This is a genomic window from Verrucomicrobiales bacterium (assembly GCA_016793885.1).
In the GTDB taxonomy this organism is placed as follows: Bacteria; Verrucomicrobiota; Verrucomicrobiia; order Limisphaerales; family UBA11320; genus UBA11320.
Window position 1 is genome coordinate 24,623 of the sequence record JAEUHE010000025.1, and the last position, 16,336, is coordinate 40,958.

Genomic DNA, 16,336 nt, shown 5'->3' on the forward strand with positions numbered 1-16,336 from the left:
TGCCGACGTCGCCCATGCGGGGAAGGTGCTACAAAAAAAGGGCTGGCCTTTCGGCCAGCCCTTGCAAGGGAGCTGAATCGCTACCCGATCAGTTTAGTACTGATGGGTGGATTCGGTCTCTTCGACCGAGCGATCGGTCTGATCGCTGGTGAGGACGGTGTCGAAACGCACATCGCCAGCCTTGAGGGCTTTAACGGTGACCTTCCAGGAAGCCTTCGCTTTCGGGGCGATCGAACCGACGATTTCATAAACGATCGTCTTGCCGCTGGCACTCACCGCCGAGGTGCCCGTGCCAGAGACGAACTCTTGCGAGTCTTCCAGCTTGCTGACGACCTTGACGTTGGTCAGGGGAGCGGTACCCTGGTTGGTCACGATAACCTCGTAAACTTCGTTGGCACCCACTTCGATCGGATCGTTCGCATCAACAACTTCCAACAGCACAGCGCCGATACCACGGTAAACCGTCTGGCAGCTGGTGGTGGCCGGAGCGGCGCAACCACAGGTAGCGCTGGCGCTCAGCGAGAACTGGCCGGCAGTCGCAGAAACGACCGTGGCGCAGACTTCCTTGGACTCGCCAGCACCGAGGGTACCAACGCGCCAGGTGACTTTGCCGTTGGCGAAGGTGCCGCCACCGGTGGTGCTCTGGACCGTCAGACCCGCAGGAACAGAAGCTTCGATCACAGCGTCGCCACAAGCAGCGTCACCCGTGTTGGAGATCTTGAAGCAGAAGTCACCCGGACGGCCGAGATAACGTTCAGCCGGAGCGGTGCAGGTAAGCTGGATGACAGCTTGGCGCACCATCGTGCTGGCGCTGGCCTGAGCGCTGACGCCTTCCTTCGAGGTCGCCTTTGCCGTGTTGTCAAACTTGCCCGTGCGGCCAGCCTTCAAAGCCACCGGGATATCCTTGGATTCGCCCGGAGCCAAACGACCCACAGGGACGCTAACCGAAGTGCGTCCGTCAGCTGTGGTCAGACCGGACGGAAGTTCGTCGGTAACCGTCACATCATTCAGCGTGCTGCTGCCCGAGTTGCGCACCGTCAAGGTCATGTTGATCGGGTCACAAACCGTCGCTTCCGGAGTCAGCTTCTTCACGAGCTCCAGACCGGGCTTCAGAATCTTGATGGGTTCGCACAGGATCGGGCTGTAGGTGGCCCAACCGCAGGTCGTAATCGTGCCTTCTTCGCTGGCCGAACCAGTGACGGTGATCACCTTCGTCTGGTTGGGTTCCAAGGTATCAAGGCTCCAAGTGGCCAAACCACCATTCACGTTCGACGGCTTCGGATCCGCCGAGCTGGCGCTGAAATTGGAGGTGACGCGATCCGTCACCATGACCTGGTGCAGCGCGTAGGGGGTCAGATTCTTGACTTCATAACGGTAGGTGAAAGGAACACCCACCATGGCCTCAGCCGGAACCACCTTCTCCAAAAGCAGGCCGCTGCCGTCGAGCTTGCCTGAAGGAAACGCCATGGAACCCTTGATGAACTTGCTCCCGTCAGCCTCATAGGTGCTGTAGGACGGTCCATACCCGTCGGTGCGGGCAGGAGCTGCCTTCGCCGGAGTCGGGGCGGCACCGTGAGAATGATTGGCTTGTTGTTGCTGCTGGGCACATCCCGCGAGCAGCAGCGCTGCCATCAAGCTGGCTGCGATGGACTGGAGACCATGATGTTTGGTTCGTTTCATATTTGAGTATTTCAATTTGGAATAAAGTCGGTTCGATTGCCTAGTGTTCTCAACAAAACCGGGGAAATGATGTACGTTCAAAAACCGAACGCAAGATTTGCTTTTGAAAAGTTACAATTCTTTTAACCTTTCAGCACGCGTCGGAACAATTTATCTAACAACAATTTACATCTTTAGAACTGCAAGTAAAGAGCGGAAACCGCCAAGCCAGAGCGCTCTGAATTCTGGTTCAAGGAGTTCCCTGACTCAGCTCCGTCGCGACGATCTGAGCGAGAGTTTCGAGACACCGCGACGGGTCAGCGAACGCCGCTTCGGCACTGAAATGCTTGGGAACCAGTGCCGCGACGGTCACGAAATGTGACTGTAATCCAGGGTTGGAGTCGGTGACTCCGGCAAGTCCGACACAGGGACGACCCATCTCCCGACAGAGCCGCGTCACTCCCCCGACCCCCTTGCCCATCAAGGATGACGCATCGATGGAGCCTTCAGCGGTGATCACGAGATCGGCCGATTTAATCTGGTCTGGAAGTCCCGCCAAAGAAGCAAAGAGATCAAAACCCGGGGTCAACTCTGCTCCTAGAAACGCGGCCAAGCCGAACCCGAGTCCGCCCGCCGCACCCGACCCCGGTAGCTCAGCGAGGCTTTCGGAGTCAGCACATTCGTTGGAGGTTTCCTTGAAAACCGAAGCTAACTTCGCCAAGCAAGCTTCCGCTCGAACAAACTGCTCCGGCTTCAAGCCCTTTTGAGGTCCATAGATGCGTGAACAACCTTGTTCCCCGAGAAGCGGGTTCTGCACGTCCACCGCCACCTGCAGGAGTCCGAGCCCCGAGGAAGCGGAAGGACGCACGATCCGATGCAGCCCTTCTAAATCAAACCACCGTTGGATGGGGTTTCCTGATTTATCAAGAAATCTCCATCCCAGAGCCGAGGCAACGCCAAATCCCCCATCGTTGGTCGCGCTCCCTCCAATGCCGACGATACAACGGACCGGCTCAAACTGAGCAATCTCCCTCAGAAGCATGCCCACCCCATAGGTGTCCAAGTCGGTGACCGAAAACTGTCCCTTCGGTAGCCTGGCGAGACCATTCGCCCGAGCTGCTTCCACGATAGCCAATCGTTGGGCAGGCACCCACCACCAGTCCACTTCGCCCGGTCGATGCGCGGCGTCCATAGCCGGAACGCGTCGGGTCTCCCCCTGCAGATGATCGGCCAGAATGGGGCCAAAACCATCACCCCCGTCACTCATAGGCAGCAACCGAATCTCATCCTGAGGGTGGACACGACGCCATCCTGCCGCGATAGCGGCTGCCGCCTCGTGCGCCGTCAGCGTGCCTTTAAACTTATCCGGAACGATGAGAATGCGACGTGGCATACAATTCTAGCGCGACCAAGTGCCTACCGCCTCCGGCAGGGTCCGCGCAATCTCGTCAACCCGCCCACCAAAGCCTGCACCCCGCAGGGTGCCCAAATCCACCACCCCGTCCCGACGACGATACAGCCCCGGATGAACCTGAGCCTCGGGAGCGGAGGCCTCCGGATAATACTGCATGGCGTTGGTCTCCACCCCCATCAGCGTGCCGATGTGCGCGGCGAGCAGCAAATGAGGTATCTGGGCGAGCATCGGGTTGGTGAGATCCTGAACCATCAGGGCCATCCCGTGTGCCTTCGCCCAACAACCACTCAACAGAGCCCCGGTTTGAGTCTTGCAGGTCTTGAGCGCAACCCCATTCCAGCCCAGCTCCCGACCCCGACGCACGAGCCGCCAATCGTGAGCACTCTCGTCGAGGAAAAGCGGCTTCCGGCTGGCGATGCTATGGGTGTCGATCGGATAGGCCTCCAAGTCGTAAGGAAAAGGCTGCTCGACATAGAGCATCATGCCATAGAGACGAGGGTAATCTTCACGCAATCGATCGAGAATCTCGTTCACATACTCGGGATCTCGGACCGTGCAATTGAAGTCGGCGGTCAGCCAGTCCACGCGGTTCTGCAACGCGATCTCTCCCACTCTCACCAGCCGCTCAAAGTCCCAAGCCCCGTCATTCCCCCGCAGCTTCACCTTCAAACAGCGCAAGCCATCCCGACGGATCCAATCGGCCAGCACCAGCGGATGACCATCTTGTGGTTCGTTGCCTGTCAAATCGTCAGGGCCCAGCGCATCCAATCCGCCCACCAAATGCCAGGCTCTCAGCTTCGCAGCAGGGACGGCCAAAAAATAATCGGCCGGGAAGCGGTCCTTGAATGCCACCGCAGTGCCGTGCGCCGGCGTGATGAACCGGGTCAGATCCCGATTCAAGAACGGAGGCCGGTAGGTCTGATAGACCGGAAGTCCCACCGAATTCCCATAGGCGTCATGAATGGCCTGATCCAACACCGATGCGCACACCAGCGCCGCCAACTGAGGCATCGGCTCCCGTCCCGCCCGCTCCTCGGCGTTGAAACGCACGAGCAGATTGGGCAGTCGTTCTTCCAAGAATTGATGCCCGATCTCCAAGGCGTGTCCCTGGGCCGCAAAACCCACCCAAGCCTGGGCAATTTTCTCCGTGAAGCTTTTCAAAGCCGCATGGCGCTCGGCATAGGGAATCGCGCTGGGCCAAACCCACTGCACACTCAAGGGGGTCTCGCCCCATCCCACCGCGGACAAACCCTGTCCACTGGATACCACCACCCGCGCCCGAGCACAGGTAACCGAGGTCACCGTCTCGGTGCCAAACTTCAAAGGCACCCGCGTCTCGATCGGAAGGTAGTAGAGGGAAACCTCCAACACCCGGATGTCAGTGGATATGGGCATACTCAAAAGCAGCTAGGATTCCGTCGGCGGTCCGGCCGAGGTCTGGAAACGATGCCGGGGTTCCGACCTGACATGCAATCCAAATGCCTAGTTTCAGCTGGCAGCTAGCTCCGCCTCGAGCCAATCTCCCCTGACTGTGACTGAATTGGTTCTGACGTGACATGGAAGAGACCCGCTCCAAAAAAACTCGAGGCTCTCTGCGCAGCCTGCTGGTGGTTCTGAGTTTCCTGCGGAGCTACCCAGGCTGGTTCTGCCTGGCCATCGGGCTGCTGCTCACCAACATCGGCATCGAGCTCGCCCTCCCGCAGGTCCTGGGCGAATCCATGAACGGGCTTCAGCGCTACGTGGACCACCAGGAGGAGTTCTCCCCCACCCTGTTCGTCATCATCTACCTCGCCTTGGTGGGCATCCGCTCGGGCATCGGCATCATTCTCGGCCCCATTCGCAATCGCCTGGTCCATACCACCCTGGGGGACATTCGCGCAGCGATCTACAGCGCACTCCAAAGGATGGCCTTCTCCTACCACGACCGCACTAACTCCGGCGAGCTGATCTCCCGGGCCACGACGGATGTCTGGAGGCTTCAAGAATTCTTCTTTGCATGCATGCTGATGACAGCCGATATCGTGGTGACCTTGATCGCCACCACCTGGCTGATCTTCTCGATCAGCCCCGCCCTGGGCGCCGCCGCCTTGGCCACCATGGGACCCACCGTGGCACTGATTGCCTACTACGCTAGCCGCCTCCAACCCCGCTGGCGGGAGGTCCACGATCTCCACAGCGCCATGACGACCGTGGTGCAGGAGAACATTGCCGGCGTGCGCGTGGTCAAAGCCTTTGCGCGGGAACAAAGCGAAATCTCCAAATTCCGAGACCGCAAGGAAACCTACCTCAAGCACCTCCTGCACACGGTGAATTACTGGGCTTCGCGGGTCCCGTTCGCCCAGTTCATCTACGGACTCAGCATGCCGCTCGTGCTCTGGATCGGAGGCCGCCAGGTGATCCAAGGGGAACTGCTCATTGGCGACCTGGCCAAGGTGGTCTTCTACCTCATGGCCATCGGACACCGCATGGGCCTCGTGGGCCAATTTACCAATATCGTGCAGAACGCCAGCGCCAGCGCCGAGCGCATCTGCGAGATCCTCAAGGAGCCCCCGCGGATCGTGAGCGGCCAGCAGCCGCTGCCTTCGGGAGGCGGGGAGGTCCGCTTCGAGGGTGTCTCTTTCGCCTATGAAAAAGACCGCCCTTCCTTGCATGAACTCTCCCTGGCCGCTCCCGCCGGAAAAACCATCGCCATCGTGGGTCCAACCGGCTCCGGAAAGTCCACGCTGGTCCAGCTGATTCCCCGCTTTTATGATCCCGAAGCCGGGCGCATCCTCCTGGATGGCGTCGATGTCCGCGACCTGGATCTGGCGGAACTGCGACGGTCCGTCAGCATGATTTTCCAGGAGACCTTCCTCTTCAGCGCCACCGTGGCGGAGAACATCGCCTACGGTCGCCCGAACGCCACCGCGGAAGAGATCGAACGCAGCGCCCGCCTCGCCCAAGCCCACGAGTTCATCACTGGCCTGGAAAAGGGATACGACACCATCATCGGGGAACGCGGGGTCTCCCTGAGCGGTGGCCAGCGCCAGCGCATCGCCATCGCCCGTGCGTTCCTCATGAACCCCCGTGTGCTCATCCTGGACGACGCCACCGCCAGCGTCGATTCTCAGACCGAGCGTCTCATTCAGGAGGCGATGCGCGAACTGAGCCGCGGACGAACCACCTTCATCATTGCTCAGCGGTTCTCCACTGTTCAGCACGCCGATCAAATCGTGGTGCTCAATCAAGGACGCCTTGTGGAGATCGGCACGCATCAAGAACTCACCGCGCGTGGTGGCTTCTATGCTGAAATCGTGTCCCGCCAGCTGCGGGGACGGGAAAGTCAGCCCGCCACTCAGGAGGCCAGCCGATGAGCCACGACGCCGAGCTGGAGGAGGAGTTCGCCCAGCGGAAAATGTCGCGCGAGCTGTTCGTGCGGTTGTATTCCTACCTGCGGCCCTACCGGTCCCTGGTCATTCTCAATCTGGTGTTCACGGTGCTCGCTACGGCCTCCCAGCTTCTGGGACCTAAATTCATCCAGGTGGGGATTGATCGCTACCTGACGCAGTTCACTGGCATCGAAGCGGCGCGCCGAGGCATTCTGGTCGTGAGCGGGATCTACCTGGGCAATCTGCTAGTCGGTTGGCTGCTCTCCGTCATCCAAGTCCGCACCACGATCCGGGTCGGCCAGAGTGCGATGAACGATCTCCGCCTGTCTGTCTTCGAGCACATCCAGCGGCTGTCGCTGAACTATTTCGACAAGACCCAGCAGGGCCGGATCATCAGCCGCGCCGATACCGATATCGATTCCTTGGATCGGGTGATTACCTGGGGCGGTTCGCAGCTGCTCTCCAGCGTGCTCACACTCGTCGGCGTCATGATTCTCATGCTCCAGTATGACTGGCGCCTCTGCCTGGCCGTGAGCACGGTTCTGCCAGCGCTGGTCGTCGCTACCCGACTTTTCCACGCGCACGGCATCCGAGCTTACCGGCGAGTGCGAGCCCATTCCTCCAGGCTGGCGGCCTCCATGGCGGAAAGCATCCAAGGTGTCCGAGTGGTCCAGGCCTTCGCACGCGAGGAGGAGAACTTGGAACGCTTCCAAGAGTTGCATGGGGAATACGCCGGCTTCGCCATCGAAGCAGCCCGCGTGTTCCACACCTACATGCCGTTCATCGCCCTGATCTCAGGCCTGGGCACCTGCATCATCCTCGGCTACGGAGGCCATCTAGCCATGGCCCGCGAGATTACTGTCGGCGAGCTCGCGGCGTTCATCCTCTACCTGGGAATGTTTTTCGGGCCCATCCAGACGATGGGCGATCTCTACAACGCCCTGCTTTCCACCGCCGCCAGCGCCGAACGCATCTTCCAGCTGCTCGACACCGAGCCGCAGGTAAAAAACCGAACCGATGCCCAGCCACTGCCGCGATTGCGGGGCGAAGTGCGGTTCGATAAGGTCTGGTTCCGCTACGACAGCACGCCGGCGGACGCCTGGATCCTGAAGGACATCTCCTTCACCGCGAAGCCCGGGGAGACGGTGGCGCTCGTCGGCCACACTGGATCCGGAAAAACCAGCATCATCAGCCTGCTGGCCCGGTTCTACGACCCCCAGCGCGGGGCCATTCGGGTGGGTGACGTGGATCTACAGACCGCCACCATCGACTCCCTGCACAGCCAGATCGGAATCGTGACCCAGGAGAATTTCCTATTCACCGGCACCGTCATGGAAAACCTCAAGTTCGGACGGGCAGAGGCCAGCGATGAGCAGGTCATTGAGGCGGCCAAGAAATTGGGAACCGATCCGATCATTAGCCGCCTGCCCGACGGCTATCAGACCAAGGTGGCCGAGCGCGGCGGCAACTTCAGCGCGGGGGAGCGCCAGCTCATCACCTTCACCCGGGCCATGGTCGCAGAGCCGAAGATCCTGATCCTGGATGAAGCCACCAGTGCCGTGGATCCCCAGACGGAGGATGTCATCCAGCACGCGTTGGAGAAGCTATTCGAGCAGAGAACCTGCTTTGTCATTGCACATCGGCTCTCGACCGTCCGCACCGCCCACCGTATTCTGGTGCTGGATCACGGAGAAATTGTGGAATCAGGAACGCATCAGGAGCTGTTGACGCGCGACGGCCCCTACTCTCGACTTCACGCTGAGTTCGTTGGCAGTTAGGGGGGAGGATCCCACACCCGACGGCGCGCGGAGCGACAGCACGACGGACGGAACAGGGGGAGCGCAGGCTCCACCTCAGGAACAACAAGTCACGGAACGAACATGAAAACCCGTTATTGCACTCGGTTCTCCCGATCTCTCCTCGGAATCCTCCTCAGCCTGCAGGCCCTGAACGTGCCTGGCCAAATCGAGGACAACGGATTTGCCTGGGTCAAAACCGGAGGCGGTCCGCAGAATGATGCTGGAACCGGGCTGACGGTCGACGCCGCCACCAATGTGATCGCGGTGGGTACGTACAGCAATGTCGTCGCGTTCTCCGGGATTACCCTCACCAATGCAGGTAACAAGGACTTCTTCATCGCCAGCTATCGGCGGGATGGCGAGTTGAACTGGATCCAACGAGCGGGAGGCGCGCTCGATGATGGGGCCGGAGGGGCGTCAGCGGATACGAATGGGTTCATCTACGCAACGGGATTCTTCCGCGGCCAGGCGCGATTTGGCCAAACGCTACTCAGCGCGCGCGGTACTTCCTCGGCGCTGGACGCATTCCTGGTTAAATACTCCCCCACCGGGGCGCTTCAGTGGGTCCAACAAGCCGGCGGACCCGGCGATGATCGAGGCCATGCGGTGGCTGCCGATCCCGGCGGCGGATGCTGGGTGGCCGGATCGTTCAGCGGCACCGCCATCTTCGGTCCGAACGTACAGCTGGTGGCGACCAACTCCCAGGTTCCCGAAACATTCGTGGCACGCTACCAAACCAACGGAAGCTTGAGCTGGGTGAAGCGCTTCGGGTCGAACCGCGGGCTGATTGGATATGCCATTCAAGCAGGACCGAACGGGCGCGCTGTGCTCGGCGGAGAGTTTGCCGGCACGGCTGAGTTCGGCACCAACAGCTTCATTTCCGCCGGAGATAGAGACGCCTTCGTGGTGTCGCTGAACGCCCAGGGGGAAGCAGAGTGGGCATTTCAACTGGGAGGCGGAAGCGCGGACGGCGGGCGCGGACTGGGTATCGATGCGGGAGGCAATGTTTATGTGGGTGGCTATTTCTCCGACACGTTCCGCTGGGGCGGCGCAACCGTTTCGTCGGCGGGCCGCAAGGACGTCTTTCTGGCCTGCCTGACTTCCCTGGGTGTCCCAACCTGGATCCAGACGGGCGGCGGCACCGAGGATGACTCGTTCAACTCGGTCACCGTGAGCACACGCGGGGCCATCTACGCGGGCGGGAGCTTCAGCACCTCGCTGCGGATTGCGGGCGTCACGCTGGCCTCGGTCGGCAATCTGGATGGCTTTCTGACGCGTTTCGATCGCCATGGCACTCTGGATTGGATGGCACGCTGCGGCGGATCAGCCACCGCAGCCGATTCCATCACCGCCATCGCCGCCGGGCCCGGGAACAGTCTGTTCGCCACTGGGGAGTTCAGCGGCAACGCCACCTTTGGCACCAATTCCGTTTCGACCTCCGGAGCAATCAACCGGGATTTCTTTCTGACCGAGCGTCGAGTCCGCCCTCCCGATGTGCCCCTCTCACCCACCAACACGGTGGCGACTCTCGGCGAACCATTCACCCTCAGCGTAACGGCGAGCGGATCGGGCCCCTTCACTTACCAATGGTATTTGAACCAGGTCGCCCTGGCCGGAGAGACCAATGCCGTTCTCACGCGTACCAACACCACCCTGGCCGATGCCGGATCCTACGAAGTCACGGTGGGAAGCAACGAGTCCGAATACCGAAGCCCGCCGGCGGAGGTGAGCCTGGAGGTGAAACTATCGCTGCAAACCCAGGGTAATGGACAAATCCTCGCCGATCCGATTCTGGATCGCTACCCGCTCGGAAGCACGGTGCAACTATATGGGCTCGCCGAGGACGATGCCTTCTTCGTCCGCTGGAGTGGCGATCTCGAATCGCATGACAACCCCGCCCAACTTCAGCTGAACGGCAACCGCTCCGTGAGGGGAATCTTTGGATCGCGAAGATTGCAGTTGGTGGCCATGGGTTCGGGAACCATCAAGGCAACCCCCGCTCAAGAACTCTATGCCCCCGGCGAAGCCGTCATCCTGACCGCAGAGGCCGGAAAGTCGTACAGCTTCACGGGATGGGACGACGGAGACGCGCGAAACCCGCGACCCATTGTCATTGGTGAAACCAACCGCTACACGGCCCTCTTTACCAATTTGGTGCCGGTGGAAACTCTGGTCTTCGGAAGCGTGACCCGCACCGCCCAGACCGGCATGCCCGCTCTCTTCGTGGACAATGAGTTTATTGTCGATGGACCCGTATTGCGGGGAGATGAGGTCGAGATCCGGCTTTACTCCTCCTTCACCAATGGCACCGTGGTCTACTCTCTCGACGGTTCGACACCCAATCGGCGATTTGAAGGCCCGTTTCGAGTCGCCCGCTCGGTGCAGATCCAAGCCCGGGCTTACTCGGAAGATTTTCTGGAGGAAGTGTCCATGGATGCCATTCAGCTGCTCATCGTTCCCAGCTTTCAGATCCAAGCGACCACCACCGGCGGGGGGACCGTCACGATTTCTCCTCTGCAAGAGCGCTACCTGAGCAACACCCTGGTCACCATCACCGCGACGCCCACCAACGGATGGACATTTCTGGGCTGGGCCGGCGACCTTGGCGGCCACGAGGCCACCAACCTTGTTCACATCGATCGCGACCGCTGCGGACAGGCAATTTTTGGAACCACCCTCGCCCTCACCAACGCCGGCGCAGGTCGCCTGGTGGCCGAGCCAAATTTAAGCACGTTTCCTTACGGCAGCACTGTCCGAATCACCGCCTTTCCCGAGGCGGGCAACCAGTTTGTTTCCTGGGGCGGTGCGGGCAGTGGGGCAGTCAATCCGCTGGTGCTTCAGATCACGCGCACCAATCCCACCGTTCGAGCGCTCTTCCTCTCGAGCGGCAACGATTTCCCGCTCGTGGTCGAGCCCACCGGAGCTGGCTCCGTCGTGGTGTTCCCGCGTCAGAATCTCTACACTAATGGGCAATCCGTCTTGCTCATCGCCAGCCCGGAAGCAGGGCAGGAATTCCTGGGGTGGACCGGAGATGTCGAGGCCTCCACCAATCGACTGACCTTGCGGATGACCCAACGTTCCATCATCCAGGCGCGATTCACCAGCAAGCCCAGCCTGAAGATGATCTACTGCCTCAACCCTAAACGCGCCGAGGATCTCCGGTTGGAAATTCAGAGCGATTTGGGAGCTTCGTTATCCCTCGAACGAAGTCAGAATCTGACATCCTGGACTTCCTGGCTGACGCTCACGAACACTTTGGGATATCTGTTAGTCCCCGATCCAGAGGCGTCCGGAGGCGCTGGCTTCTTCCACCGAGCCGTTCGAACGGGGCCATGAAGCCATGCCCCAACGCTCACCATCCAGATCCGAATTCTTGCCCACGGAACACACAGACCACACGGATGAAACCCGAATAGGGAGAATCCACCGTATTCCTGAAAACTGCAGTTGTAACCGGATTTCGCGGATGCCACGGATGGAAAAGAATTTACGGTGCTCACTGACGACAGTTTCCAGGTAAGGATCGCTTCAACACATTTTCTCGCTGATCTGCTTCTTAATTCGGGTGGTCCGTGTGATCCGCGGGCAACCAAGTCCCCTCTCCCGTCAGAGGTTGGCGGGATCCTCATCACTTCCGCTCGATCCAAGGGACCACCTTATCCGCCCAACGAGCGGCATGCTCCCGCAATCCGGGGCCACTGAAATGAACTCCCTTGCCGCCAGAATCCCGCAGTGCGCCTTTGAGCGCATCTGAGTCCGGCCCTTCCATCGCCACCCCGTCCTTCCACAACGAAGCCTGAGCTGCTCGAATATCGGGCGACGCTTCGTCGCCAGGAACATGGTAGCTCACCTGCGCCACAAACCAGGGAGCCTCCCAGCCGATCTGCCGATTGGATTCTCGGATGATCTTCTCCAAATACTCCCGATACAAATGACCGGCCAGAGTGCGGGTCGTATCCGCTTGATTCGCATCGCTCTCGCCCTGATGCCAGAGCACCGCGCGGAACCCCTGGAGCCCGGCCTGCTTGAGGCGCGCCACCAAACTCTCGAACGCCCGTCCATCGCACTCCCAGTAACCCCCGGGCAGTTGGCGGACGCGGCTCACCAGCGTCGGTGGATTGGGGAAAGTGGACCCCTTGGGCAACCACTCTCGCACACTCGTCGCGCCAATTCCGCAGGAGATAAAACCCACCGGCACCCCCAGTCGCTTCGTCAACGCGTCGCCCAAAGGTGGCAAGAAACTGCCGCCGCCGCCGCTGGCTCCCGGCTGTGGATCATTGCAGAGTTGCCAGCGTTTCCCGTCGAAGGTCACCACTCGCCCCGTCGTTGCCTGTTGCTTCTCCTCACCGTGATTGGCGGAATTGGACTGTCCGGCCACGACGAGCACCTCCCCTACCCCCACATGCGCCACCGAGACTTGGTCCAGGGCCTCTCTGCCGTTCACCGCCCGAATCTCCAGTCCATACCATCCGCCGCTGGGGACGGCGAGAGATCCAGCAAAGCCTGCGCTCGGCGATAGGCTAGCCACCCGACGCCATTTGCCAGGCCGTCCCCCCACCACCAAGCGTGCCTCGATCTGGCCTTTGGCCCAACCGCCACTGAGGCGTCCTACGATGGGAATGATCCCTTTGCTCTTCGAAGCGCGTTGAATTACCTGATAGTCAAGCGGGGATGACAGTTCGAGCCGAGAAGGCCGGACGGGATCATCAGGTCCAGCGGCACGGGCGGGAAGCACCAGCCACAGGCAAGCCGCGAGCCAAATAAGGGAGCGTTTCATTGCAAAAAGTAGAGAGCATCTCGCCCGAGGAGACAATGGAAACCTCCCACTCTCCGATGTCTCACACGAACCCACCAAGCCGCAAAGGTTCAAAGAGCAGCAGCAGGACGGGGACCGGTTGCCCACGGAACACGCAGAGCACACGGATCAAGAACCGGATCCTTGAGGAGTTGAATCCATCCCATCCGAGCAATCCGCGAAATCCGTAGTTACCACTCCGTCCGCTTCTTTCGTCTCCTTTCGTTCTTTGGGGCTAATCCTGAAGTCCCTGCCAAAAAGGCCCCTCCGTTTTAGGTAACAGATCTCTTCGTGTCTTTGTTGCGTGTGAGGGCATCGGGTTCGGCCGTCCCCTTCCTATCCGTGTGGCCTGTGTGATCCGCGGGCAACAACTCGGACACGGTTTCGATGGCGTCGCGACAGTCAATCGGCGGTTCGGTCCGTGGAGGGCGATAAAAACCAAGCCAAAGTCTCGCTCTCGGCCAAAATTTCCCATTGCAAATTTCTGTGCACCGAATGGAATGGTACCTTTACGACTATTTGATGAAATCAAAATCCTCTGAGGTACCGGGCTCGATTGTCGCTCCGATCGGTTTTCGAACCGCCGGCGTGTTCTGTGATATCAAGCGTCTCGGCACAGGCAAAGGCTCCAACAAAGGCAAGAAGCGTGATCTGACGCTGATCGTCTCCGATGCCCCCGCCAGCGTGGCCGGCATGTTCACCACCAACCAAATTTGCGCCGCCCCCGTCAAAGTGTGCGCCGCGCGCGTCCGCCAGGGGCAAGCTCAGGCGATCGTGGTGAATTCAGGCAACGCCAACGCCTGTACGGGCAAGCAAGGTCTGCTCGACGCCCTGGAGATGACGGCCCTCGCGGCGCGCAAGCTGAAGCTCTCTCCCGACCATGTGCTAGTCGGATCGACCGGACGAATCGGCGTCACCATGCCGATGAAGAATGTCCGCCAGGGCATCCTAGCCGCAGCGCCCCTCCTGGGTTCCACCCCAGAGCACGCGGGACAAGCCGCCGAGGCAATCATGACCAGCGACACCAAGCCCAAAACCGTGGCGGTGGAATTCAAGCTGGGCGGCAAAGTCGTGAGGATCGGCGGGATTTGCAAAGGCGCGGGCATGATCCAGCCTGGAATGTCGGCCACCGGCGCTCGGCCGGCGGCATTTCCTCAGGGATTGCACGCAACCATGCTGTGCTTCGTTACCTCCGACGCCAATATCGCCCCCAAAGCCCTTCAAGCCGCCCTTCAGGAAGCGGTGGCCCACAGCTTCAATCGGATCACGGTCGATGGTGACATGAGCACCAATGATACTGTGCTCGTGCTCGCCAATGGCCTTGCGGGCAACCGAAAGCTTCAACCCGCGGACCTGGCGGTTGGCCCGAAGAAAAAAGCCACGGCCGATGGCGCCGCCTTCCAAGCGGCACTAAATCGGGTCTGTTTGACCTTGGCACAGATGATCGTGCGCGATGGAGAGGGCGTGACGCGATTCGTGACTGTGCGGGTTGGAGGTGCGGCGAGCAGCGCCGACGCCGATGCGGCGTCCCGAGCGGTCGCCAACAGCTCGCTCGTCAAGACCAGCTGGCACGGCGGCGACCCGAACTGGGGACGAATCATTGATGCACTCGGATACAGCGCGGCCAAAATCGTGGAAAACAAAGTGGATATCGGCTACAGCGCCCCCGGCAGTCGCAACGTCTTGTGGTCCCTGAAAAAGGGGCAACCTACCAAGGCCTCCTTCAAGGATCTCTGCGCCGCAGCCGCACCCCGCGAATTCGATCTGCACATCCGACTCAATCTCGGTAAAGGCAGCGCCCTGATGTATGCCGCCGACCTCACCGAGGAATATGTCGACTTCAACAAAGGCGACGTCACGGATCCAACCTCGCTCGGAGGCTAAACTCTCGATCACCGCACCCCTCAGTTCCTAGAGAAAACCCGCATGCAAGACCTGATCTCCAAGGCCGCCACCCTGCTCGAGGCCCTCCCCTACATTCAACGCTTCAGCGGCGAAACGTTCGTGGTGAAATACGGCGGAAGCTTCATGGATTCACCCGACCCGACGGTTCGCCAAGGCGTCGCTCGGGACATCGTCTTTTTGGAAGCAGTGGAAATCAATCCGGTGGTGGTGCATGGCGGCGGCAAGGCCATCACTCGGGCAATGGAATCCTCAGGACTCAAAGCCCAGTTCATCCAAGGGCAGAGGGTCACCGACGAAGCCACGGTAGAGGTGGTCGACCGGGTGCTCTCCCGAGAGATCAATCCTGAGGTGGTTGCGACCATCAACGCGCTCGGCGGGCGGGCGAAAGGTTTTGCTGGGACCGATATCTTCCGCTGCCGAAAGCTGGCCGCCCAAGGATCCAATGGCGAAAGTCTCGACTTCGGTTACGTCGGGGAAGTGACGTCAGTTAACACCGCCCCCCTCCTGGAGTGTATCCAGCAAGGCCTGGTGCCGGTGATCAGCCCCACGGCCCGAGGGGAGGACGGCAAGATCTACAACTGCAACGCCGATGTAGCCGCCGCGCAGGCAGCCATCGCCCTTAAGGCGCGTCGCCTCGTGTTCATGAGTGACGTCCCCGGACTGATGCGTGATCCAAAGGACCCCTCTACCCTCATTGCCCACCTCCAAACCAGCGAAGTTCCCGGGCTCAAGAAAGCAGGAGTCGTGGACAAAGGAATGATCCCCAAGGTCGACAGCGCTGTCGCCGCCATTCAAGCGGGCGTCGACAAAGTGTCCTTTGTCGACGGCCGCGTTCCGCACAGCGTGCTGCTGGAGATCTTTACCGATGCGGGCGTCGGCACCGAGGTCGTGTTATAACAACCTGCGGCAGTGACACCTTCCAGCGGAGCTTACTTGGCTCCCTGATCAATCCAGGCGCGGATCAATCCGACCTGCTCCTTGGTCAAGGGATCACCCTTGCCGTCGGGAGGCATGGCCGAATCTTCATCCAGGCGGGCAATGGACACCACGAGCGACCCCTTCTTGCTGTCGCCCTTGGTGAGGATTTCTCCATTCTCAGAACCTTTCAGCGTGGCTTCGAGTGTGTCCACTCGCAGCTTGCCCTTCTGCTTTTCCGCGCCATGGCACTTCACGCAGGACTTCTCAAAAATAGGCTTAATATCGGCCGCGAACGTGATACCGGTCTTGGTCGAAGGAGGGGGGAGCTTGCTGAGATCCGGTGCGGCGTGTGCCCCGAGCGTAGCGAAAGCAGCCAGGAGGGTCGAATAGATGATTTTTGGTGTCATAAATTGCAATAAAAGACTGTCATTCGGACGCCCCCAACGTCAAAGAGATTCAAACTAGCCGCGCGAGCCGG

Annotated in this window: 10 protein-coding genes; 5 read left to right on the forward strand and 5 right to left on the reverse strand. The window is 60.3% G+C overall.

The annotated features are described in order from the left end of the window. Positions 1–93: 93 nt before the first annotated feature. The 3 genes from JNN07_03280 to JNN07_03290 all read right to left on the reverse strand — a co-directional run bounded on the left by JNN07_03280 (position 94) and on the right by JNN07_03290 (position 4,468). Positions 94–1,680 (reverse strand): DUF11 domain-containing protein, encoded by a 1,587-nt coding sequence (locus JNN07_03280; protein MBL9166737.1) that lies wholly within the window; start codon positions 1,678–1,680, stop codon positions 94–96. A 229-nt stretch (positions 1,681–1,909) separates the two neighbouring features. Next, on the reverse strand, positions 1,910–3,052 hold the full coding sequence (locus JNN07_03285; GenBank protein ID MBL9166738.1) for a glycerate kinase: 1,143 nt from the start codon (positions 3,050–3,052) through the stop codon (positions 1,910–1,912). 6 nt (positions 3,053–3,058) lie between these two features. Further along, positions 3,059–4,468: a mandelate racemase/muconate lactonizing enzyme family protein gene (locus JNN07_03290; protein ID MBL9166739.1), complete on the reverse strand. Its 1,410-nt coding sequence runs from the start codon at positions 4,466–4,468 to the stop codon at positions 3,059–3,061. Positions 4,469–4,629: 161 nt separating this feature from the next. On the opposite strand from JNN07_03290, the gene JNN07_03295 reads away from it, so the two are divergent. The 3 genes from JNN07_03295 (at position 4,630) to JNN07_03305 (ending at position 11,576) form a co-directional block, all read left to right on the forward strand. Continuing rightward, complete coding sequence (locus JNN07_03295) at positions 4,630–6,426, forward strand: ABC transporter ATP-binding protein (GenBank protein ID MBL9166740.1); 1,797 nt, start codon at positions 4,630–4,632, stop codon at positions 6,424–6,426. Continuing rightward, a complete protein-coding gene (locus tag JNN07_03300) occupies positions 6,423–8,219 on the forward strand; it encodes an ABC transporter ATP-binding protein (protein MBL9166741.1) in 1,797 nt (598 codons plus the stop codon). The genes JNN07_03295 and JNN07_03300 overlap by 4 nt, the downstream gene beginning before the upstream one ends. A gap of 102 nt (positions 8,220–8,321) precedes the next feature. Next, the gene (locus tag JNN07_03305) at positions 8,322–11,576 is read left to right on the forward strand and encodes an immunoglobulin domain-containing protein (protein MBL9166742.1); all 3,255 of its coding nucleotides are present in this window, start codon (positions 8,322–8,324) and stop codon (positions 11,574–11,576) included. Between the two features lie 292 nt (positions 11,577–11,868). Here JNN07_03305 and JNN07_03310 read toward each other — a convergent pair whose 3' ends face one another. Beyond that, entirely contained in the window at positions 11,869–13,017 is a 1,149-nt protein-coding gene (locus tag JNN07_03310; GenBank protein MBL9166743.1) for a hypothetical protein, read from the reverse strand. 540 nt (positions 13,018–13,557) lie between these two features. Here JNN07_03310 and argJ point away from each other — a divergent pair. Both argJ and argB read left to right on the forward strand, forming a co-directional pair. Next, on the forward strand, positions 13,558–14,919 hold the full coding sequence (gene argJ / locus JNN07_03315; GenBank protein ID MBL9166744.1) for a bifunctional glutamate N-acetyltransferase/amino-acid acetyltransferase ArgJ: 1,362 nt from the start codon (positions 13,558–13,560) through the stop codon (positions 14,917–14,919). A 42-nt stretch (positions 14,920–14,961) separates the two neighbouring features. Continuing rightward, a complete protein-coding gene (gene argB, locus JNN07_03320; GenBank protein MBL9166745.1) occupies positions 14,962–15,837 on the forward strand; it encodes an acetylglutamate kinase in 876 nt (291 codons plus the stop codon). A gap of 32 nt (positions 15,838–15,869) precedes the next feature. On the opposite strand, the gene JNN07_03325 is transcribed toward argB, so the two are convergent. Beyond that, positions 15,870–16,265: a c-type cytochrome gene (locus JNN07_03325; protein MBL9166746.1), complete on the reverse strand. Its 396-nt coding sequence runs from the start codon at positions 16,263–16,265 to the stop codon at positions 15,870–15,872. Positions 16,266–16,336 lie beyond the last annotated feature (71 nt).